General features: G+C 67.8%; 20 protein-coding genes. 12 read left to right on the forward strand and 8 right to left on the reverse strand.

Going from position 1 to position 20,479, the window contains the following annotated elements:
• Positions 1-243 precede the first annotated feature (243 nt).
• The 4 genes from AKJ13_RS03480 to AKJ13_RS03495 form a co-directional block, all read right to left on the reverse strand.
• A complete protein-coding gene (locus AKJ13_RS03480; protein WP_050732087.1) occupies positions 244-426 on the reverse strand; it encodes a hypothetical protein in 183 nt (60 codons plus the stop codon).
• A 27-nt stretch (positions 427-453) separates the two neighbouring features.
• A complete protein-coding gene (locus AKJ13_RS03485; protein WP_050732088.1) occupies positions 454-1,161 on the reverse strand; it encodes a GntR family transcriptional regulator in 708 nt (235 codons plus the stop codon).
• 294 nt (positions 1,162-1,455) lie between these two features.
• Complete coding sequence (oxlT, locus tag AKJ13_RS03490; protein ID WP_050732089.1) at positions 1,456-2,757, reverse strand: oxalate/formate MFS antiporter; 1,302 nt, start codon at positions 2,755-2,757, stop codon at positions 1,456-1,458.
• A gap of 669 nt (positions 2,758-3,426) precedes the next feature.
• Positions 3,427-4,059 carry a tyrosine-type recombinase/integrase gene (locus AKJ13_RS03495; RefSeq protein WP_050732090.1) on the reverse strand — a complete coding sequence of 211 codons (633 nt, stop codon included), beginning with the start codon at positions 4,057-4,059 and terminating at the stop codon, positions 3,427-3,429.
• A 280-nt stretch (positions 4,060-4,339) separates the two neighbouring features.
• On the opposite strand from AKJ13_RS03495, the gene AKJ13_RS03500 reads away from it, so the two are divergent.
• The gene (locus AKJ13_RS03500; RefSeq protein ID WP_050732091.1) at positions 4,340-4,750 is read left to right on the forward strand and encodes a hypothetical protein; all 411 of its coding nucleotides are present in this window, start codon (positions 4,340-4,342) and stop codon (positions 4,748-4,750) included.
• 292 nt (positions 4,751-5,042) lie between these two features.
• On the opposite strand, the gene AKJ13_RS03505 is transcribed toward AKJ13_RS03500, so the two are convergent.
• Entirely contained in the window at positions 5,043-5,561 is a 519-nt protein-coding gene (locus tag AKJ13_RS03505) for a MarR family transcriptional regulator (protein WP_050732092.1), read from the reverse strand.
• Positions 5,562-5,682: 121 nt separating this feature from the next.
• On the opposite strand from AKJ13_RS03505, the gene AKJ13_RS03510 reads away from it, so the two are divergent.
• The 11 genes from AKJ13_RS03510 (at position 5,683) to AKJ13_RS03560 (ending at position 17,257) form a co-directional block, all read left to right on the forward strand.
• Positions 5,683-6,966 (forward strand): amidohydrolase/deacetylase family metallohydrolase, encoded by a 1,284-nt coding sequence (locus tag AKJ13_RS03510; RefSeq protein WP_050732093.1) that lies wholly within the window; start codon positions 5,683-5,685, stop codon positions 6,964-6,966.
• Between the two features lie 10 nt (positions 6,967-6,976).
• Positions 6,977-7,846, forward strand: coding sequence for an alpha/beta hydrolase (locus AKJ13_RS03515; protein ID WP_050732159.1), 870 nt, complete (start codon positions 6,977-6,979; stop codon positions 7,844-7,846).
• Entirely contained in the window at positions 7,843-10,197 is a 2,355-nt protein-coding gene (locus AKJ13_RS03520) for a xanthine dehydrogenase family protein molybdopterin-binding subunit (protein WP_050732094.1), read from the forward strand. The genes AKJ13_RS03515 and AKJ13_RS03520 overlap by 4 nt, the downstream gene beginning before the upstream one ends.
• Entirely contained in the window at positions 10,194-11,066 is an 873-nt protein-coding gene (locus tag AKJ13_RS03525; protein ID WP_050732095.1) for an FAD binding domain-containing protein, read from the forward strand. Before AKJ13_RS03520 ends, AKJ13_RS03525 begins: the two co-directional genes overlap by 4 nt.
• Positions 11,063-12,262 carry a 2Fe-2S iron-sulfur cluster-binding protein gene (locus tag AKJ13_RS03530; RefSeq protein WP_050732096.1) on the forward strand — a complete coding sequence of 400 codons (1,200 nt, stop codon included), beginning with the start codon at positions 11,063-11,065 and terminating at the stop codon, positions 12,260-12,262. The genes AKJ13_RS03525 and AKJ13_RS03530 overlap by 4 nt, the downstream gene beginning before the upstream one ends.
• 34 nt (positions 12,263-12,296) lie before the next feature.
• Entirely contained in the window at positions 12,297-13,445 is a 1,149-nt protein-coding gene (locus AKJ13_RS03535) for an ABC transporter substrate-binding protein (protein WP_050732097.1), read from the forward strand.
• Positions 13,446-13,528: 83 nt separating this feature from the next.
• A complete protein-coding gene (locus AKJ13_RS03540; RefSeq protein WP_050732098.1) occupies positions 13,529-14,401 on the forward strand; it encodes a branched-chain amino acid ABC transporter permease in 873 nt (290 codons plus the stop codon).
• Entirely contained in the window at positions 14,398-15,432 is a 1,035-nt protein-coding gene (locus tag AKJ13_RS03545; protein WP_050732099.1) for a branched-chain amino acid ABC transporter permease, read from the forward strand. Before AKJ13_RS03540 ends, AKJ13_RS03545 begins: the two co-directional genes overlap by 4 nt.
• Entirely contained in the window at positions 15,429-16,244 is an 816-nt protein-coding gene (locus tag AKJ13_RS03550) for an ABC transporter ATP-binding protein (RefSeq protein ID WP_050732100.1), read from the forward strand. Before AKJ13_RS03545 ends, AKJ13_RS03550 begins: the two co-directional genes overlap by 4 nt.
• On the forward strand, positions 16,237-16,941 hold the full coding sequence (locus AKJ13_RS03555) for an ABC transporter ATP-binding protein (RefSeq protein WP_050732101.1): 705 nt from the start codon (positions 16,237-16,239) through the stop codon (positions 16,939-16,941). Before AKJ13_RS03550 ends, AKJ13_RS03555 begins: the two co-directional genes overlap by 8 nt.
• The gene (locus AKJ13_RS03560; RefSeq protein WP_082316847.1) at positions 16,913-17,257 is read left to right on the forward strand and encodes a Rieske (2Fe-2S) protein; all 345 of its coding nucleotides are present in this window, start codon (positions 16,913-16,915) and stop codon (positions 17,255-17,257) included. Before AKJ13_RS03555 ends, AKJ13_RS03560 begins: the two co-directional genes overlap by 29 nt.
• Before the next feature lie 355 nt (positions 17,258-17,612).
• Here the strand turns inward: AKJ13_RS03560 and AKJ13_RS03565 are convergent, their stop codons facing one another.
• From AKJ13_RS03565 to AKJ13_RS03575, 3 genes are all read right to left on the reverse strand, one after another.
• A complete protein-coding gene (locus AKJ13_RS03565) occupies positions 17,613-18,278 on the reverse strand; it encodes a L,D-transpeptidase (RefSeq protein WP_244471504.1) in 666 nt (221 codons plus the stop codon).
• Positions 18,279-19,023: 745 nt separating this feature from the next.
• Positions 19,024-19,554, reverse strand: coding sequence for a VOC family protein (locus tag AKJ13_RS03570; protein ID WP_050732103.1), 531 nt, complete (start codon positions 19,552-19,554; stop codon positions 19,024-19,026).
• Between the two features lie 67 nt (positions 19,555-19,621).
• Positions 19,622-20,470, reverse strand: coding sequence for an alpha/beta hydrolase (locus tag AKJ13_RS03575; protein ID WP_050732104.1), 849 nt, complete (start codon positions 20,468-20,470; stop codon positions 19,622-19,624).
• Between the last annotated feature and the right edge of the window lie 9 nt (positions 20,471-20,479).

The following is a 20,479-nucleotide window of genomic DNA, read 5'->3' on the forward strand; positions in this document are numbered from 1 at the left end:
AACCGGAAAAATTCGCACTCACGCCGGACCAAAGCGGTGGAAGGACTTCGAAGCGCGTTCTAAGCCTCGATCCGGGAATGCCCGATCTGGAATCGACCCATCCAATTCGTCAGCCGGACCAACCCAGGGACAATCCCAATTCCGGGATTCTCCCGTCACCACCTTGGTGCAACTCGACCGTGGGGGCATTGGGCTGGGTCGCTGCCGAACGCGAAGAGGCCGACCCTACTCGCGCTGCGCCCCTCATTCGGCGAGCACGAAGGCGAGGCCGAGGATCGCCAGCAGCAGCGCTCCGCCCGCGAGATCCTCACGCGGATCCTCTGCAAAACGCGGTGACCGGCTTGCGCTGGCAACGCCGGCTCCGACGAGCCCGATGATCAGGAAGCCAAGGCCCAGCAGGTCGGTGGTCTGAACGGACGGTAGCATAGGTCGGTCCTCTGCCAAAGGTGACTCTTATCCCTCTGGCCAAGCTGGCCAAGCCCAATGCGCTTCGACATGTGCTAGCAGCCCAAGAGCATGGTCACGAACGAGTACCGCAGCCTGATCCGCGTCCCGTACCTGCAATGCGGCGATGATGGCTGCATGCTCACGCATCGAGTCTTCGATCCTCCCAGGCCGATGGAGCACGGCCGATCGAAGCGACCGCATGTGGATGAATAGGTTGGCCGTCATCTCGACCATCAGCCCACAGCCGCCGAGACGGATGATCGTCCGGTGAAAGTCGAGGTTAGCCTCTTCATAATCGTTCAAATGATCAGACAAAGTCGTTGAATCGAAGTCTTGGAAGGCCCTGCTCAGCTCGTGAATATCGGCATCCGTGGCATGCCTTGCGGCGGCATAAGCTGCGGAGCCCTCGAGCGCGGCCCAGACCGTGATCATCTCGATCGTATCGCGCTTGGTCTTGCGCCTCACGAAGAGGCCGCGGCGAGGCACCGTGCACACAAAGCCCTCCCGTTCCAGAAGCGTCAGGGCTTCTCGGACTGGCGTGCGGCTGATGCCGAGATCTTGCGCAATTTGGTGTTCATGCAGCCGGATCTGTGCCGATCCATCGTAGAGATCCATCGCCAGGATTGAACGCTTGATGCTGTCGTAGGCCTGCTCACGCAGGCTTACAGTCTGTCCGATCGAGGCTAGACCCAAAGAGGTCTCAGAAGGCTGCATCGCAGTCGAGCTCCGGGAACGCCAGAATTAATTTTGGCAGCAGATCCTGGGAATGCGCCAGAGTGCAGCTGAGATGTCGAGTGGAGGCGAAGCATGAGGGAAGCCGTGCCTCACTCGATCGTGGGTGAACGCCCGAAGATCCAAGGTTGTCTACGGCGATCGTGCGTACCGAAGTGAGGACGCTATGCATGCTGACGACGCGTACCCTGGCCGGTCATCTCTACCCCGGCTCCAAAATTCCGGAGCCGGGGTAACAAGGCTTTCGCCGGGCCGCAGAGCGGCCGAGCCCAACACTCAGGCGTGAGCCAGCGCCAGCGCTGGGACCGCTGCGTCGTTGTTCGCCGCGTGGTGCTGCTTGAGCATCGGCCGCAGCACCGCGATCGCCAGGAAGGCGGCGATCAGGTCCATGGTCGCCACCGTATACAGGACTGTCGCCCAGGTACCGGTGGCCTGCATGATCAGGTTGCCCACTGGCACGAACAGCGCCGCAAACCCCTTCGCGCAGTAGAGCACGCCGTAGATCTTGCCGATGTGCTTGGAGCCGAAAGTGTCGGCGGCGGTAGCGCTGAATAGCGAGTAAACCTCACCCCAGGCGAGGAACACCACTCCAGACAATATCACGAAGGCCCACGGATTCGAGCCAAAATAGCCCAATGCCACGATGCCGATACCTTCCATCGCAAACGCGATGAACATCGTCTTTTCCCGTCCGATCCGGTCCGAGATGAAACCGAAGAGCGGGCGCGAGATGCCATTCATGACCCGGTCGAGCATCAGTGCAAAGGGCAGCGCCGCCATCGCAAAGAAGTACAGGTTAACCTGGAAGTTCTTCACCCCAAGATCCTGCGCGATCACGCCGAGCTGAGCCACCGCCATCAGGCCGCCCGTCACCGTGCAGGTGAACATCAGCAGCATCACCCAGAACACGGGGGTGCGCAGCGCCTCGCCCAGCGTGTAATCGCGCCGCGACTGCAGGACCTTGGTGGAGAACGGCAGATGATCCTTGTGTGGCGAGCGCATGGCGATGGCGGCAGCGATGATGACAGCGCCCTGGATGAGGCCGAAGACGAAGAAGGCCTGGGCGTAGTTGCCGCCATCGATCATCTTGGCGATCGGCAGGATGGTGAGCGCCGAGCCGGCGCCGTAGCCGCCCGCCGTGAGGCCGACCGCCAAGCCGCGCTTATCTGGGAACCATTTGAGCGCGTTGTTGATACAGGTGGCGTAGACGCAACCGACGCCGATACCGCCGGCCACCGAGCCGAGATAGAAGCCACTCAAGCTGGTGGCGTAGGAGTTGATGACCCAGGCCAAGCCCGTCATCAGGCCGCCGAACATGACGACGCGGCTGGGGCCGTACTTGTCGATGAAGTAGCCCTCGATCGGGGTCAGCCAGGTCTGGACGACGACGAAGATCGTGAAGGCTACTTGGATCGCGGCGCGGTCCCAGTTGAAGGTCTTCTGGATCTCGGGAACGAACAGCGTCCAGGCATACTGGATGTTTGCCGCTGCAACCATGCAGATTACGCCGAGCACGATTTGCAGCCATCGATTCGTATTGGGTCTTGCCGTATCCGGCGTGGCATCTGGCATGGCCATGAGCTTCCTCCCTCGTCCCAGCGCTGACGTTTGACGACGTGCTGTAGGATTGGCGTGCACGTCGGCGCATTGCTTGCCCTCGCGAGACCCCTATGTCGGGCTCTGAGATTGGCATGGCGGCATGCATTATTCTGTGTACCAGAAGCGCATGGCAAGAAAAATAATTCATCATTTTTGGCAGGTGCAGCGGGATTATAATTTAGGTCAGTGCGTGCCCTCTGATTGCGCTCTCAACTCCGTGTTCGATCCCGAGGTTTGATGGCGCAATTGACTTGATTGGCTGGATCTGGTCCGCGCCGATTGAGATCAGGAGCCTGGACCAGAGAGGTTGGAGATAAAGCGAGGACAAAAGCTGAGCGCGGTGCAAATCGTTCTGGTACTGCGCAAGATTGAATTGAATATGGCGCAAGCGCCTCGCCGTCGTCCGTAGTCAGGTAGATTGCTCTGAGCATACTTACTACCACGCGCGTAAACAGAATATCGGCTTGACGATCAATAAATCCAAGAAGATGAAGCGATTTGATCGCGACCACACTCGCCTGCGCCGACTCGTAGCCAGCAGCGTCCGCTTACGGAACGTCGCTAAAGCCATCTGAATGACCGAGGTGGGCGCTTTGCTGCCGGGCTGGTTTGAAAGCCCCTCGACAATGGAGCCGAGGGGCCAAACGCTCAAATCTCAGTCCCTTCGGCCAGCGTCAGAGCATCCTCGACGTCGACACCGAGATACCTGACCGTGCTCTCGATCTTGGTATGGCAGAGCAGGATCTGGACGGCACGCAGGTTGCCGGTCCGCTTGTAGATCAACGACGCCTTCGTGCGACGCAGGGAATGTGTCCCATAGTCCTCTTTTCGAAGCCCGATGCCCGAGACCCACTCATCGACCAAGCGCGCATACTGCCTCGTTCTGATGTGCGTGACGCCGTCGAGCCGGCTCGGGAAGGCATAGTCGTCGAGCGTTCCACCCCTGACCTCCAGCCATGCCAGGATGCTGGTACGCGCGGGTTCGAGCAATTCGAACTGCATCGGTCGGCCGGTCTTGCGCTGAATGACGATGGCTCGGCTACGGATTCGACCACCGCTGACGAGGTCGCCAATCTTGAGCTTGACGATGTCGCAGCCGCGCAGCTTGCTGTCGATGGCGAGGTCGAACATCGCCTGGTCGCGTATGCGCCGTTCGCGGTCGAGCCAGAACCGGATGGCCCAGACCTGCTGAGGTTTGAGGGCTCGCTTGGCGGCAAGCTTGCGGCCGGCGTTCCAGGCCGGCCGCCCTTTCGTGGCCGGATCGTGTGCGGAGTGTCCCATCGTCTGTCTCCTCGCCGGCTCATGCCGGCTAGGCGAGGAGACACCCGAACCGAGGCTCTGGAGATGGAGGGCATATGCGGACGTTCCGCATGCGACCCAACCCAGCCGCCGGGACCGCCGTTTGCGTTTCTCCAAAGCGGTCGTTCGTCGCCACTCTGCAAGTTCGGCTCGGGGGTGGGTAGCGCGGTCTTTGGCCTTTCGCTCTGGCAACGTAAGCCCGCCTCGCCGCGTCAGGGGCGGTCTGATAGATCGTGGAGGCCGAAACATCGATAGGATCACTATGACCTTCCAGAACGAGATCGCAGCGTTCTTCGCCAGCTACATCGATGCGTTCGCTCGCCACGACGCTGACGCGCTGAGCGATCTCTGGGAGCCGGTCGGGCTGTTCCCATCTCCGACGGGCAACTTCGCGATGCCGCGGGAAGCATTCCGCGAGCATTGCGTGGCGCTGATGGATTTCTATCGCAAGCAAGGGGTTGTTCAGCCTTTGGGCGAACTGGTGTCGGCGGTCGAACTTTTCCCGAATGTCGCTCAGGCTCGCATGGCCTACCGGATGTTGGGCGACGGCGAGGCGCTCATCGCGGAATGGGAGCACGTCTACATTTTACGCCGCAGCGACTGGTGGCGGGTGTCGTTGACAATTGCCGATGGTGAAATGGCTGCATGGGCCGCGCTCGGGGCGCAACTCTAACCTGAGGAAGCCGCGTCATTTCACGCCGAGCGGAGCGCGGGTTTTGGAGGGCATCGCGGGAAGCGGACGCTACAGATGTCTCAGAAGTGTCATTAGCGGTCTCAACGGCTATGTCCGCTTAATGCAACCGCCATCCGGAAGTGGACGGGCAGAAAACCACCCTTTTGAGACGTTCAGGCGGGCGTTTCGTGATGGCAGATGCTGGCCGAGACCGGCTCGTCCGCTTTGAAATATATCGGCCGAAACAGCGGATGAGCCCCCGACCTGACTTCGCCTTAGGCGAAGGCATATCTCACTCGATGATGGCCTGTCCTCGCCGGTGATCGTGCCCGTTGATCACCCGTCTGAGCAGCTTGGTCAGGTAGTCCTGTTCCGCCGGCGTGAGCGCCTCGACCGTCAGCGCGTGTGCCATCCGCGCCACCGGTTCCATCGCGTTGTGGAGCGCCCCGCCTTCCGCGGTCAGGCGGCAGATCTGCGCGCGGCGATCCGTGGGTGACGTCGAGCGGCTGACGAGGCCGCGCGCCGCAAGCCGCTTGAGGGCGCCGGTCGTCGTCGTCCGGTCGAGGGCGACCGCTGCCGCGAGCGTCGTCTGATCGGCCTCCTCCAAGTCACGCAGAATGGAGAGCAGGCTGTACTGCAACGGGGTGACGTGGAAAGCGGCACAACGCTCCGCAAAGAGGCTGACGTGAATCTGGTGCATGCGGCGGGCGAGGAAGCCCGGGCGCTGGGCCAGCGGCCAGTGATGCGTGCCCGCCGACGGCTCTGCGTCCGTCGGCTCCGCTGCGAGGCCGGCCTGCAGACCCTCATCCATCACCCGTCCCCGCGGTTCCCTTCCATCCTTGGCACGCCCTATGCACTGCCAGAATACGAAGCATGCTTCGCATCTGGCAAGAACGAGGCCGGCGCAAGCCGGTCAGGATCACGAGGTCGAGATGGACGATCGCCGCTACGATCTGGTTCTACGGGGTGGGCGGGTGATCTGCCCCGCCTCCGGCGTGGATGGCATCCGCGATGTGGCGGTGAAAGACGGGCGCATCGCGTCCGTTGAGGAGACCATCCTGCCGTCGGCCGCCGCCGAGGTGATCGACGTCTCGGGCAAGCTCGTCCTGCCCGGAATGATCGACACGCACGCACACGTCTACCAGTACGTCACCGGCCGCTTCGGTTTGAACCCCGACATGGTCGGCGTGCGGTCGGGCGTCACCACGGTGGTGGACCAGGGCGGCCCGTCCTGCATGACCCTCCCGGGCTTCCGCCACTTCATCACCGAGCGCTCCGAGACGCAGGTGCTCGCCTTCCTGTCTGCCTATCTCGTCGGCGGGCTGGAGGGGCATTTCTATCCGAACCTCTACAGCCCGGACGGCGTCGACATCGAGGCGACGGTGAAGTCGGCCACCGAGAACCGTGACCTCGTGCGCGGCATCAAGGGCCACGCCGAGATCGGCGGCTTCGCCCGCTGGGGTATCAAGGTGATGGAGATGGCGGCCGAGATTAGCCGCCGTTCCGACCTGCCGCTCTACGTGCATTTCGGCCAGCTCTGGGGCCTGCCGGAATCCGGCGCCAATGGCGAGGATGCCGACACCATCGTCGAGCGGGTGATCCCCCTGCTGCGGCCCGGCGACGTGCTGGCCCACCCCTTCACCCGCCACCCGGGCGGCTTCATCAACGAGCAGGGCGAGGTCCACCACATCATCCGCCGGGCCATGGAGGCCGGGCTGAAGGTCGATGTCGGCCACGGGAGCCACTTCTCCTACCGCGTGGCGCGGGCCTCCCTGCCGGCCGGCGTGATCCCCTACACGCTGGGCGCCGACATGCACGGCTACAACACCGAGATCCCCGAGGTGAAGAAGCCCGCCGGCACACCGGACGAGCACCACGACGACGAGAACCATCCCTTCCTTGGGCAGGCCCGGTTCAGCCTCACCCAGGCGATGAGCTCGATGATGGCGCTGGGCATCCCGCTGGAGGACGTGGTGCCGATGGTGACGTCGCACCCGGCCGAGATGCTGCGCATGAGCGACCGGATCGGCGCCCTCAAAGTCGGCTACGCGGCCGACATCTCGGTGCTGCACGACGATCGCGGCCGCTTCCTGCTGCGCGACAATGAGGACACGCGGGTGATCGCCGAACGCCTGCTGCGCCCGGCCTTCTGCCTGCGCGCAGGGAAGCGCTTCGAGGCCGACTCGCCGATCCTGCCCCAGGCGATCGCGGCCTGAGGTGGCGCCGGTGCCCGCCTTCGTCCTCGACGACCCGACACCGCCGGATCCGCGCCGCCGCTGGGCCAGCCTGGACTTCGCAGCGCGGGGCGCCTGCTACGACAACAACGCGGGCGTGCCCGACAGCGCGGCCCAGGTCGCGACCCGCAACGCGGCCTCCGCGACGTACCGGGCCGCCCATCCCGCCAGGCTCGACATCCCCTATGCCCCAGGCGAACGCACGGCCTTCGACCTCTACCCTGCGGCGGACGCGCAGGCCCCCTGCCTCGTCTTCGTCCACGGCGGCTATTGGCAGCGCAACGCCCGGGCCGACTTCGCGTGCTTCGCGGAGGGGATGAACGCGGCCGGGTGGTCGGTGGCGATGCCGGGCTACACCCTGGCGCCCGAGGCGCGCCTCGCCGGCATCGTCGCCGAGATCGGGGCCGCCCTCGACTGGCTCGCCGACCATGGCGCGGCGCGCGGGATCGGCGGGCCGATCGTCCTGGCGGGCTGGTCCGCGGGCGCGCAGCTCGCCGCGCTCCATCTCGGGCATGCCGCCGTGTCCGCGGTCCTGGCGATCTCCGGCGTCTACGACCTCGCGCCGATCCGCGAGACCTACCTGAACGAGAAGCTCGGGCTGAGCGACGCCGAGATCGAGACCCTGTCGCCCCTGCGGCTACCGGTCACGCCCAAGCCCATGACGCTCGCCTACGGCAGCCGGGAGCTGCCCGCCCTCGTCCGCGACGCGCGCAACCTCCACGCCCTGCGCAGCGCCGCCCACGCGCCGGGCGCGCTGCTGCCGGTGCCGGGCGCCGACCACTTCTCGATCCTCGACGGGTTCCGCCGGCCCGAGGGCCTCCTGGTCCGCGCCGCGCAGGATCTTCTCGGAGGCATCCGATGAGCCGCGAGGGTGTCGGGGCGCCCCTGCCCCGCAAGGAAGACGACCGCCTGATGCGCGGGCGCGGCCAGTATGTCGGCGATCTCCGGCTGCCGGGGATGCAGGACGTCGCCTTCGTGCGCAGCCCGCTCGCCCATGCCCGGATCCGCGCCATCCACGTCCCGGAGGCCTATCGCGACCGCGTCTTCACCGCCGCCGACCTCGACGGGGTGCTGCCGATCCGCGCCGTTTCGGGGCTACCGGGCTTCAAGGTCTCCGAGCAGCCGGTGCTGGCCACCGGCAAGGTCCGGCAAGTGGGTGAGCTCGTCGCGATGTGCGTCGCGCCGACCCGCGCCGAGGCCGAGGACATCGCCGCCGCCGTGGTGCTCGACTTGGAGGAATTGCCCGCCGTCCACGACATGCTGGCCGCGCGCGCGCCGGGCTCCGCCCTCGTCCACGAGCACTGGGGCGACAACGTCTTCCTGGAGACCCTGGTCGACGTCGGCATCGAGAGCGCCCTCGACGCGCCGATCAGGGTCAGCCGAACCATCTCGACGGGGCGCCAGTGCATGGCGCCGATCGAGGGCCGCGGCACCGTGGTGCAGCTCGATCACCGCCTCGACCAGCTCGTCGTCCACACCGCGAGCCAGATGCCGCATATCGTGCGCAACGGCCTCTCCGAATGCCTCGGGATCGAGCAGGGACGCATCCGCATCGTTTCGCCGGATGTCGGCGGCGGCTTTGGCTACAAGGCGATCCTGCTCGCCGAGGACGTGGCCCTCGCCTGGCTCGCGCTCCGCTGCGGCCATCCGGTCCGCTGGCTGGAAGACCGGCGCGAGCACCTGACCGCCAACGCCAATTGCCGCGAGCACCATTACCGCCTCACCGCCTACGCGGAGCGGGACGGGACGCTGCGCGGCATCGACTGCGAAGCCACCGTCGATTCCGGTGCCTACTCGGCCTACCCGTTCTCCGCCTGCCTGGAGGCCGCGCAGGTCGCCAGCATCCTGCCGGGGCCCTACGACTTCCCGGCCTATCGCTGCCGCACGTGGTCGGTGGCGACCAACAAGTGCCCGATCCTGCCCTACCGCGGCGTCGCGCGCACCGGCGTCTGCTTCGCCCTGGAACTCGTGCTCGACGCGGTCGCCCGCGCGGCCGGGATCCCGCCCGAGGCGGTGCGCGAGAAGAACCTCGTGCGGCCCGAGCAGATGCCGTTCGAAAACATCACGAAGAAGCACTTCGACAGCGGCGACTACCCGGAGGCGCTCGCCCGCGCTCTGGCGACCATCGACGTGGAGGCGATCCGCGCCCGCCAGCGTCAAGGCGAATCGGACGGGCGCCGGATCGGTCTGGGCGTCTCGATCTACTGCGAGCAAGCCGCGCACGGCACCTCGGTCTATTCCGGCTGGGGGATCCCGATGGTCCCCGGCCACGAGCAGGCTAGCGCCCGCCTGACCCCGGACGGCGGTCTGGAGCTGCGGATCGGCGCCCATTCCCACGGCCAGGGCCTGGAGACGACGCTCGCGCAGGTCGCCCACGAGATCCTGGGCGTCCCGGTGGCGCGCACCCGCCTCGTCCACGGCGACACCGCGATGACCCCCTACTCGACCGGGTCCTGGGGCTCCCGCGTCATGGTGATGGCGGGCGGCGCGGTGGCGGCGGCCTGCGAGGAGCTGCGCGCGCGCGCGATCCGGATCGGCGCCCACCTGCTCCAGGCGCGGCCCGAGGACTGCCGCTTCGAGGGCGGCCACGTCGTCGGCCCCACCGGCGACGTGCCGCTGGAGGCGATCGCCTGCACCTGGTACCGGCGCCCGCAGGATCTCGCGCCCGACACCGATCCGGGCGGGCTCGAAGTCACTGCCGGCTACAAGCCGGTGCGCGATTCCGGCACCTTCTCGTACGCGGCGCACGCGGCCGTGGTGGCGGTCGATCCCGATCTCGGGGCGGTCGAGATCCTCGACTACGTCATCGTCGAGGACGGTGGCACGCTGGTGAACCCCCTCGTGGTCGACGGCCAGATCTACGGCGGCCTCGCGCAGGGCATCGGCACGGCCCTGTTCGAGGAGATGCGCTTCGACGGCCGCGGCCAGCCGCTGGCATCGACGTTGGCCGACTATCTCCTGCCCGGCGCCGCCGACGTGCCGATGGCGCGCATCGACCACATGGAGACGCCCTCGCCCTACACGCGCTTCGGCCAGAAGGGCATCGGCGAGGGCGGCGCCATCGCGCCGCCGGCGGCGCTCGCCAACGCCGTCAACGACGCGCTGGCGCCGCTCGGCGTCGAGCTGCTGCACGCGCCCGTCACCCCCCGGCGGATCGTGGAGGCGGTGCTCGCCGCCCGGAGGCCCGCCGAGACCGCGCGGGAGGCCGCATGAAGCCCGCCGCCTTCGCCTGGGAGCGCCCCGACAGCCTGCCCGCGCTGCTGGCGCGCCTCGCCGAGGCCCCCGCCGGCGTGAAGCTGATCGCGGGCGGCCAGTCCCTCGGGCCGATGCTGAACCTGCGCCTCGTCGAGCCCGTCCTGATCCTCGACATTACCGGCGTGCCCGAGCTCCGGACCGCGCGGGTCGAGGGCGACACGCTCGTCCTCGGGGCCTGCGTGACCCACGCCGACATCGAGGATGGGCGCGTCCCGGACCTCACCGGCGGCGCGCTGCGGCGGGTCGCCGCCGCGATCGCCTACCGGCCGGTCCGCAACCGCGGCACGATCGGCGGCAGCCTCGTCCACGCCGACCCGGCCGCCGACTGGGTCAGCGCCCTGACGGCCCTCGGCGCCGAGGTCGAGATCGCGGGGCGGACCGGCCGCCGCACCCTGCCGGTGGAGCGCTTCGTGACCGGCGCCCTCGCGGTCGCCCTCGGTGCGGACGAGATCCTGGTCGCGGTGCGCGTGCCGGCGCTGCCGGCAGGCGCGGCCTGGGGCTACGTCAAGCACTGCGCGAAGATCGGCGAGTTCGCCCACGCCATCGGGGCGGTGCGCCTCGAACCCGGCGCGGGCCGGGGCCGGGCCGTGATCGGCGCGGTCGAGGGGCCGCCCGTGCTCCTGGCCGATGCCCGCCCGCTCTTCGGTGGCCACATCGGCGCCGACTTCGCCGCGCGCTTCGACGCCGGGGCGGCGGACCAGATCCTGCGGGAGGCCGGGATGGCCGACGCGGTCGAGCGGCACGTCCACGTGACGGTGCTGGCCCGCGCGGTGGCCGCGGCGGCCGAGCCCGGTCCCCGATCCAAGACCCTTCCGGAGGCCGCATGAGCGCCGCGCTGGCCGAACCCGGGCCGTCCCGCATGGCCGTCGCGCTGACGGTCAACGGCCGCGCCGTGCGCGTCGCGGCCGAGCCGCGCAGCCATCTCGGCGACGTGCTGCGCGACGGGCTCGACCTGACCGGCACGCATCTGGGCTGCGAACACGGCGTCTGCGGCGCCTGCACGATCCTGCTCGACGGCGAGCCCGCCCGCGCCTGCCTGACCTTCGCGGGCGCCTGTGCGGGCGCCGCGATCACCACGATCGAGGGTCTCGATACGGACGCGATCGCGGGCGAGCTGCGGGCCGCCTTCAACCGCGAGCACGCGCTCCAGTGCGGCTACTGCACGCCCGGGATGCTGGTGGCGGCCCGCGATCTGGTCCTCCGGCTGCCCGAGGCCGATGAGCGGCGGATCCGGGTCGGCCTCTCGGGCAACCTGTGCCGCTGCACGGGCTATGCCGGCATCGTCCGGGCCGTGATGGCGGTCATCGCCGCGCGGCGGGCGCGCGGCATCCCCCCGGAGACCGGCGCGGCGCGCGCCCTCGGCCCGGTCGGTGCCCGGGTCGGCGACGCGACGGTCGCGCCCCTGGATCCGCCGGCGGACCGGATCGCCCCGGCGGCACCCGCGGCGGTTGCGGACCTGTCCGACGCGTTCGTCCCGGCCCACAGCTTCACGCAGGTGCTCGACCTCGCCTACCCGCCGGAGGCCGTCTTCGCGCTGCTGGGCGACATCGCGGCGGTCGCCGCCTGCTTGCCGGGCGCCGTACTGACGGCGCAGCCCACCCCTGACATGGTGGAGGGCGGACTGCAGGTGCGGATCGGGCCGATCGCCGCGACGTTCCGCGGCCGTGCCCGCCTCGCGCGCGACGAGGCCGCGCGGACCGGCGCGGTCCACGGGGCCGGCAGCGACGCGGGCGGCCGCTCGGCGACCGAGGGCCGGATCCGCTACCGGGTCGAGGTTGGGCCGACGCCCGGCACCGCCCGGGTCGCGCTCGACGTCGGCTACACCCTGACCGGGCCGCTGGCGCAGTTCGGTCGCCCCGGCCTCGTGCGCGACCTCGCCGGCCGCATCGCGGCGGAGTTCTGCCGCAACCTCGATGCCCGGCTCTCGGGCGTCGCGGCGCCGGCGCCCGCCGGCCTCGACCCGCTCCGCCTGCTCCTCGGCCTCGCCCGCGCGCGCCTCGCGGCGTGGTTCGGCCGCGCCTGATCCCCTCCCGCCTCAATCCACCGGAGACACGCGAATGCTTGGCAGGTTCACCCTCACGACCGCGATCCTGCTGGCGCTGACGGCGACGGGCGCCCGGGCGGACGCGATCCGCATCGGCGTCAACGAGCCCCTGACCGGGCCGTTCGCGGCGTCCGGCACCTACGTGGTGAACGGCGCCAAGATCGCCGCCGACGAGATCAACGCCAAGGGCGGCGTTCTCGGCAAGAAACTGGAACTCGTGATCGAGGACAACAAGAGCAACCCGACCGAGGCCGCCGCGGTCGCCGAGAAGCTGATCACCAGCGACAAGACCCCGGTGATGATGGGCGCCTGGGGCTCCAGCCTGACGCTCGCGGTCATGCCCAAGCTCGCGGATTACGAGACGCCGATGCTGGTCGAGACCTCCTCGTCCGGCAAGATCACGACCTCCGGTAATCCCTACGTGTTCCGGATCTCGCCGCCCTCGTCGCTCGAGGCCGAGACCTTCGCGCCGATGGTTGCGCGCCTGGGGATGAAGAAGGTCGAATTCCTGGTCCTCAACAACGATTTCGGCCGCGGCGCCGCGACCGACTTCGGCAAGATGCTGAAGGACAAGGGCGTCGCGGTCGGCCTCGTCGAGACCATGGACCAGGGCGCGCAGGACATGAGCGCCCAGCTCGCCAAGCTGAAGGCGTCGGATTCCGACACGATCATGATCACGAGCTCCGTCGATCAGCTCGTGCTGCTGTTCAAGCAGATGGCGGCGCTCGGCCTGAAGAAGCGGGTGATCACCACCGGCGGCTCCCAGAACCCGGACCAGATCATCGCCCAGGCCGGCGCGGCAGCCGACGGCACGATGCACCTCACGACCTTCCTGCCATGGTCGCCCGACAAGACGCCGGACCCGAAGGCCACAGAGGCCTTCATCGGCGCCTGGAAGAAGCGCGGCTTCGACTTCGCCGGCGTCACCGAGAGTTTTCGCGGGTACGACGGCATCCGCGCGATCGCCCACGCCATCGAGAAGGCGGGCTCGGCCGATCCGGCCGCGATCACCAAGGCCTTCTGGTCGGTCGACTTCGTCGGGCTCAACGGCCCGATCCGCTTCGCCAAGGCCGGCCCCGCCGGGAAGGAGAGCGGCCAGAGCAAGCCCGACGTCTACCTCATCGAGATCAAGGACGGGAAAGTGATCGTGCCGGCGCTGTGAGCGCCCGCGGACCGGCGCTCTGACGCCGGTCCCTTCACGCGCCCGCCGGCCTCCGGGCCGGGGCGCATCCTCGGAGGCGGCCCGTGAACGAATTGATCCAGCACCTCGTCAACGCGCTCATCCTAGGCGGCACCTACGCGCTGCTGGGGATCGGCCTGACGCTGATCTTCGGGATCATGAACGTCGTGAACTTCACCCACGGCGCGCTCTACACGGTCGGCGCCTACGTCATGTACCTCGCGGTCACCGCGCTGGGGCTGAACTTCTTCCTGGCGCTGCCGGTGGCGGTCCTCGGGGGGCTCCTGCTGGGGGCCGCGATCGAGCTGCTGCTGCTGCGCCCGTTCCGCGGCTCGGACATCGACACCACCATGCTGGTGATGATCGGCGCCGGCATCATCCTGCAATCGGGCACGCTCTGGACCTTCGGCGGCGTCGCCAAGGCGATCCCGTCGCCCTTCCCCGAAGCGCCGCTCCAGATCGGCCCGGTCTCGGTCTCCTGGCTGCGGCTGTTCGTGCTCGGCGCGGCGCTCACGCTGATCGCCTTAACCTACGCGCTGATCAACCGGACCAAGCTCGGGCTCGCCATGCGCGCCGCCTTCCAGGATTCCGACACGGCGGCGCTCATGGGCGTCGACGTCCGCCGGATCTACACCGCGACCTTCGCCCTCGGCTCGTCGCTGGCGGCGGCGGCGGGCGCGCTCCTCGGTCCCGTCTACGTGGTGTTCCCGCAGATGGGCGGCCTCGCCGAGCTCAAGGCCTTCGCCATCGTCATCCTGGGCGGGCTCGGCAACGTCACCGGCGCGGCGATCGGCGGCTTCATCCTGGCGCTCGCCGAGGAGCTGGGCGCCGGGTACGTCTCCTCCGGCTACCGGGACGCGATGGGGTTCCTGATCATCATCGCGGTCCTGCTCTACAGGCCCACCGGGCTGTTCGCGAAGGCGGAGCGCATCGGATGAACCGGCTCCTCCCCCTCGCCCTGCTCGCCGGCCTCGTGGCCCTGCCCCTGGGGCTCGGCGCCAACCCCTACCTCCTCAACGCGCTGATCGTGACCGGCATCCTGACGATCGGCGCCATGAGCCTGAACCTGCTCCTGGGCTTCACCGGGCAGCTCAGCCTCGGCCACATCGCGTTCTTCGGGATCGGCGCCTATGTCAGCGCGCTGACGAGCCTCGGCTTCGACGTGGATCTCGGCTTCGGGATCCGCGCGGTCCACGAGCCCTGGCCGGCGGTCGTCGGCCTCCTGCTGGCGACGGCGGCGGCGGGCGCTTGCGGCTACCTGATCGGGCGGCTCTCCTTCCGGGTGCGGGGCGCCTACTTCGTGATCGTGACGATCTCGTTCGCCGAGGTCGTGCGGCTCGTGGCGCTCAACTGGGTGGAGCTGACCCAGGGGCCGCTGGCGCTGACCAACATCCCGGCCCTCACCCTCGGCCTGCCGGGCCTCGGGATGTGGACCCTCAAGACCAAGCTCCAGAACTACTACCTCGTTCTGGCCGTGGGGACGCTCTGCTACGCCGTGATCGCCCGCTTGGTCGGCGGGCGCTTCGGCCGGGCGATGCGGGGCCTCAAGGAGAACGAGCCGCTGGCGCTCTCGGTCGGCATCAACGCCACCCGCACGCTGACGGTGGCGGCCGTCATCTCGGCCGCGATGGCCGGCGCGGCCGGCAGCCTCTACGCCCATTACCTGCGGATCATCGATCCCGACGTGTTCCTGTTCGCCACCACGGTCAGCATGGTCATCATGGTGGTGGCGGGCGGCAAGGGTACCCTGATGGGCCCGGTCGTCGGCGGCCTGATCTTCGGCCTGCTGCCGGTGGCGCTCCGCCCGGTCATGGCGCCGGAGGCGCAGTGGATCGTCTACGGCCTCGTGCTGATCGTGATCCTGTTCGTGATGCCGCGGGGCATCGTCCCGGGCCTGGCGGCGCTGCTCGGCCGCCGGCCGGCCCCGGCCGCCCCCGTCCTCGAGGCCAATCCGGCGGTGCAGCGATGAGCGCGATCCTCTCCGTCGAGCATGTCGGCGTCCGCTTCGGCGGCCTCGTCGCCATCGCGGACCTGCATTTCGACGTCCAGGCCGGCGAGATCGTCAGCCTGATCGGCCCGAACGGGGCCGGCAAGACGACGGCCTTCAACGTGATGACCGGCTTCCTCAAGCCCAGCCAGGGCGATGTCCGCTTCCGCGGCACGTCCCTGAAGGGCCTGCCGCCGCACGCGATCACGCGGCTCGGCCTCGCCCGCACCTTCCAGCGCACCAGCGTCTTCCCGGACGACACGGTGTTCGACAACGTGATGATCGGCCTGCACCAGATGGGCGCCGCGGCGGGCCGCGCGCCGGTGCTCGACGCGCTCCTCGGCCGCGCGGGGGCCGGCGAGCGGCAGCTGCGCGCCCGCGCCGCGGCGCTCCTCGACTGGGTCGGGCTCGCCGCCAGAGCGCACGAGAAGGCCGGTGCCCTGGCCTATGGCGAGCAGCGCCTCGTCGGCGTGGCCCTGGCGCTCGCCACCGAGCCCGCCATGCTGCTCCTCGACGAGCCGGTCTCGGGGATGAACGCCTCCGAGACGCGGGTCTTCGTGCGGCTGATCCGGCAGATCCGCGAGCGCGGCATCACCATCCTGCTCGTCGAGCACGACATGCCGATGGTGATGGAGGTCTCCGACCGCATCGTCGTCCTCAATTACGGCCGCCTGATCGCCGAGGGGCCGCCGAAGCGGATCCGCACCGATCCGGCGGTGATCGAGGCCTATCTCGGCCAGGGCAGCGCCGCCCGGCAGGCCGCCGCCGCGGTTCAGGAGGCGGCCCATGCTTGAGATCCGCGACCTCGTCTGCGGCTACGGCCAGGTCACCGCGCTTAAAGGGCTAACAATCGACGTGCGCGAAGGCCAGCTCGTGGCCCTCGTCGGCGCCAACGGGGCCGGCAAATCCACGACGCTCCGGGCGATCTCCGGCCTCGTATCGCCGCGCTCCGGCGCGATCCGGTTCGCCGGGCGGGACATTGGGGGCGCGGAGCCCCGCCGGATCCTAGCAGCGGGCATCGCCCATTGTCCGGAGGGGCGGCGCGTCTTCCCGCAGATGACCGTTTCCGAGAACCTCGCCATGGGCGCCTATCTGCGCCGCGACCGGGCGGCGGTCGCGGCGGATCTGGACCGCATCTACGGGGAGTTCCCGCGCCTCGCGGAGCGCCGTGACCAAGCGGCCGGCACGCTCTCGGGCGGAGAGCAGCAGATGCTGGCGATCGGCCGCGCGCTGATGGGGCGCCCAAAGCTCGTGCTGTTCGACGAGCCGTCCCTGGGACTAGCCCCCAACATCGTCGAGCGGATGTTCGTGGTGATTGGGGCGATCCGCGACGCGGGCACGACTGTTCTGCTCGTCGAGCAGAACGCCTTCGCGGCCCTCGAACTCTGCGACTACGCCTACCTCCTGGAGACTGGCCGCACCGTGCGCGAGGGAACGGGGCGCGCTCTCATCGCGGACCCGCATGTGCGGGACGCCTATCTCGGTGGTTGAGGCGGAGCGGCCCGAGCGGATTTACCTCGGCCCGCACGACCTTCTCGTTGGCCGGCCTCTGGTGCCGATCACCGTTGGCGGACACCACCTCCTTCTTGTGCGGGACGGCGAGCGGATCGTCGCTGCCGAGCGGGCCTGCCCCCACGAGGGGGCGGATCTGGGTCTCGGCCGATGCGTCGCTGGACGGCTGCTCTGCCCACGGCATCTCGCCTCCTTCGATCTCCGGGACGGCTCCGTCTCACCGGGCTGGTCGTTTCGTGCCCTCCGTCTGTTTGAGATTGAGTCGGCATCTGATGGGCTATGGCTCAGGATGTAACAAAAGCAGCACATCGGGGTCCGCTTTCGGGCAAAGACGAGAGCTACCTGAATGGCCGAGGTGGGTTTGCAGCCCGGAGGTCCGCTTTCGGGATCCGCCGGCAACGCCGTGGAAGACCGGATGGGGCGCGAAACCGAACGTCCGGTTTCACGTGTAGCGGCGATCTTGCGTGACCTAGTTTAGCCGAAAGCGGAACGGCCGCTTGGGAGAAGGGCGGCTGCAAAAACCGTCATACCTCTGCTCACCCCCGGCTGCCACAGAGGATGACGTTGGCGCATTCACGAAGCGGCGCCTCGTGAGATGTCCGCCGAATTCGGTTCGCCGAGCGCTGGCGGCTCCGCATGATTTCGTCCGCTCAGCCCGCGTCCGGTCTCTCTTCTTTGCGGGCTGTCGCGAAGGCCTCTAGCGGCTCCACATGCTCGTCGGGCCGCAGCACCACGACCTTGGTGTTCACGGGCACGCGCTCGTAGAGGTCGATGACGTCCTGGTTGAACATCCGGATGCACCCGGACGAGACGTTCATGCCGATGGTATGCGGCTCCGTCGTGCCGTGAATGCGGTAGAGAGTGTCCCGGTCGCCGTCGAACAGGTAGAGCGCGCGCGGGCCGAGCGGGTTCGTTAGGCCCGGCGCCATGCCGTTGCGCCAAGGGCCGTTACGCTCGGGCTCGCGCCGGATCATGTCGGCGGTTGGCGTCCAGCGCGGCCATTCTGCCTTGCGCTTGATCTCGGCGGTCCCATTCCACGCGAGACCGGACTTGCCGACACCCACCCCGTAACGCAGGGCCCTGCCGTTCTCGCGCACGAGGTAGAGAAACTTGTTGCCCGGATCGACGACCACGGTACCCGGCGGCTCGCTGCGCGGGTAGGCGATCTCCTGACGAAAGTAGTGCGGATCGACCCCGCTGACGTCGGTCGCCGGTAGCGGGAAGCGCTCGGTGGGCTTCGCGGCGTACATGGCGAGGAAGCTCGGATGCACCGGCGCGACGCTCGCGATTGCCCCAGTATCGCGATCGGTTGCCATGCAGCCCGCCGCCAGAAGCGTGATCGACAGGACGGAACCGCCGCGCAACACTCGGGCACGGGACGGGTGCAGGCCATCGGGAGGGCACTTCGTCATGGCTTAGCGGTCATCTCCAGTCGTTGCGTCGTGCGCCTTCGCAAGCCGACACATTGCTGCTGCTGACCCAAGTGGGTCGCGAAGGTAGAGGCTGACGTATTCTGAAAGCGATTGTTTTTCAGATGCTCGCCGGATCAAGGTCAGATGCGAACTTGGCTCGGTGACCTAACGAGCATCACAGAGTAGATAGGACGAGGAGCTTGCGATCCGCCCCGGCCGAGCCAGCGATGTGCAGGACCGGCAAGGGTGAATCATCCTGGCCTCAATGGTCAGCCTTGAGTCCCGCGACAGTCTTCAGCCTTGGCGTGCCGGGAGAGCGCAGAGGATCGGGTGGAGCGAGCAGGATTACGGCGTGCGTGTCGAGCTTGGAGCTGGGCTGGCGACCCTTACGCCGAGCTGCTGTCTGCCGTGCTCGTCATATGAGTCGCTCAGCGGATCACTTCGGTGATGCCAACCCAGTTGGTGGGCTGCAGCAGCCCGACGTGACAGGCCGGCGCCCGCGACGTCCAGAACGCGGACATGCTGGCTGTGGCTGTAGGCACGGGCAGAAGCGCCTTCCCCAGCGCAAACCCCAGAAGCCACTCGCACGTCGCTTCAACGCATACGAGCTCGGGGAAGCCGTTCCCGATGCGAACCGCTCTTTCGCAACTCAATTCTCGTCTTGCCATCTGCGAAGATCAGTCTGGTCATGATAAGCCATGCGGTCTGGCGTCGTGATGAATTCCACGGTCGTGCCCCAGGGCATACGGCAGTAGCAGACCTTGTTTCCCGGACCTTTCTCGGTCGCATAGGGGATCGCGCGTGGCGCGGTGAGGGCGGTCCCGCCGGCCTTTTCGAAGCGCTCAACCGAGGCGTCGATGTCGTCGGTATAAAGACCAATGTGGGTGATGCCGAAGTCGCTGGCTCGGACCGGCTGGGCTTGTTCGGGGCCGTGCATTTCGAAGAGCTCGATATCGGGTCCCGTTCCGATCTTGACCATCGTCTGCCCACGCACGACGGTTCTCGGGAATGCGCCGACGGCCCGCTCGAATTCGGGTCCCTGCCGTGGTGGATCCTGCGGCCCGAAGGACTGATAGATCACTTGGCCGCCAAAAGCTTCGACCAGGAACGATTTTGCTGCTTCGATGTCGGGTACCGTGATGCCGATATGATTGACGCCGCGAATGACAGGTGCGGTCATGAGACTTTTCCTTGCTTGATCGATCAATCGCGATCTGCCCGGCCCACGACGGCACGGGCGCAGCGTTTCAATTGGCCTTGAGGAAATCGATCAGAGCGGCCGCGACTTCATCCGGCCGCTCATCAGCGACATAGTGGCCGCACCGCGCAATCGCGCTGCCGCTCACATGGATGGCGAATTCTTCAAGCATCGGCACCATTTGCGCACCGAAGCGCTGATCGCCGCCGAGACCGAGCACCGGTATCTCGAGCGGCTGCTTCTTGTACTCGCGCGCGGCCGCATGGTCGGCGGCGAGGGTACGATACCATTCCATCCCGCCGCGGGTGCGGCCAGGCAGCGCCATCGCCTTCGCGTAGATCTCGATGTCTGCTGGATTGAAAGTGCTGTGATCGTAGAACCGCTCAGCCATGAAGGTCGAAACATAGTCGTACTCGCGGCCATGGATCAGGCGCTCAGGTAGATCCCGGTTCATATGGAAGTTGAAGTGCCAGAGCCTCGCGATCGTCGCCTCCCACCCGGTCCAGCCGGGCAGCGGAACATCGAGGACGGCCAGATGCGTGACCGCCTCTCGATAAAGGGCCGCCTGCGGCAGGGCCACCATGCCGCCGATGTCGTGTCCGCACACGGCATAGCCTTCATGCCCAAGGGCAACCATGACCTCGTGCGCGTCGCGCGCCATCGACGCCTTGTCGTAGCCGTCGAGCGGGCAGTCGGAAAAGCCCGCGCCGCGCAGATCCATGGCCACCACGCTGAAATGCTGGGCCAGCAGCGGCATCACGTGGTGCCATTCCCACCATGTTTCCGGCCAGCCGTGAAGGAGGAGGAGCGGTGGCCCTGAACCTCCGGTCACGGCGTTGATCGTGATGCCATTTACCGGCACCAGCTGCTGGGTGAATCCCTTCAGAGTTGCGATCATGATCGCGTC

It is taken from the genome of Methylobacterium sp. ARG-1, from assembly GCF_001262595.1.
Lineage (GTDB): Bacteria > Pseudomonadota > Alphaproteobacteria > Rhizobiales > Beijerinckiaceae > Methylobacterium > Methylobacterium brachiatum.

Coding starts and splice junctions, on each gene's coding strand:
- AKJ13_RS03480 (WP_050732087.1), bottom strand. CDS start 426: ATGCTACCGTCCGTTCAGACCACCGACCTGCTGGGCCTTGGCTTCCTG.
- AKJ13_RS03565 (WP_244471504.1), bottom strand. CDS start 18,278: ATGGCAACCGATCGCGATACTGGGGCAATCGCGAGCGTCGCGCCGGTG.
- AKJ13_RS03555 (WP_050732101.1), top strand. CDS start 16,237: ATGCTTGAGATCCGCGACCTCGTCTGCGGCTACGGCCAGGTCACCGCG.
- AKJ13_RS03575 (WP_050732104.1), bottom strand. CDS start 20,470: ATGATCGCAACTCTGAAGGGATTCACCCAGCAGCTGGTGCCGGTAAAT.
- AKJ13_RS03485 (WP_050732088.1), bottom strand. CDS start 1,161: ATGCAGCCTTCTGAGACCTCTTTGGGTCTAGCCTCGATCGGACAGACT.
- AKJ13_RS03550 (WP_050732100.1), top strand. CDS start 15,429: ATGAGCGCGATCCTCTCCGTCGAGCATGTCGGCGTCCGCTTCGGCGGC.
- AKJ13_RS03530 (WP_050732096.1), top strand. CDS start 11,063: ATGAGCGCCGCGCTGGCCGAACCCGGGCCGTCCCGCATGGCCGTCGCG.
- AKJ13_RS03495 (WP_050732090.1), bottom strand. CDS start 4,059: ATGGGACACTCCGCACACGATCCGGCCACGAAAGGGCGGCCGGCCTGG.
- AKJ13_RS03535 (WP_050732097.1), top strand. CDS start 12,297: ATGCTTGGCAGGTTCACCCTCACGACCGCGATCCTGCTGGCGCTGACG.
- AKJ13_RS03505 (WP_050732092.1), bottom strand. CDS start 5,561: ATGGATGAGGGTCTGCAGGCCGGCCTCGCAGCGGAGCCGACGGACGCA.
- AKJ13_RS03500 (WP_050732091.1), top strand. CDS start 4,340: ATGACCTTCCAGAACGAGATCGCAGCGTTCTTCGCCAGCTACATCGAT.
- AKJ13_RS03520 (WP_050732094.1), top strand. CDS start 7,843: ATGAGCCGCGAGGGTGTCGGGGCGCCCCTGCCCCGCAAGGAAGACGAC.
- oxlT (WP_050732089.1), bottom strand. CDS start 2,757: ATGGCCATGCCAGATGCCACGCCGGATACGGCAAGACCCAATACGAAT.
- AKJ13_RS03525 (WP_050732095.1), top strand. CDS start 10,194: ATGAAGCCCGCCGCCTTCGCCTGGGAGCGCCCCGACAGCCTGCCCGCG.
- AKJ13_RS03545 (WP_050732099.1), top strand. CDS start 14,398: ATGAACCGGCTCCTCCCCCTCGCCCTGCTCGCCGGCCTCGTGGCCCTG.
- AKJ13_RS03510 (WP_050732093.1), top strand. CDS start 5,683: ATGGACGATCGCCGCTACGATCTGGTTCTACGGGGTGGGCGGGTGATC.
- AKJ13_RS03570 (WP_050732103.1), bottom strand. CDS start 19,554: ATGACCGCACCTGTCATTCGCGGCGTCAATCATATCGGCATCACGGTA.
- AKJ13_RS03560 (WP_082316847.1), top strand. CDS start 16,913: ATGTGCGGGACGCCTATCTCGGTGGTTGAGGCGGAGCGGCCCGAGCGG.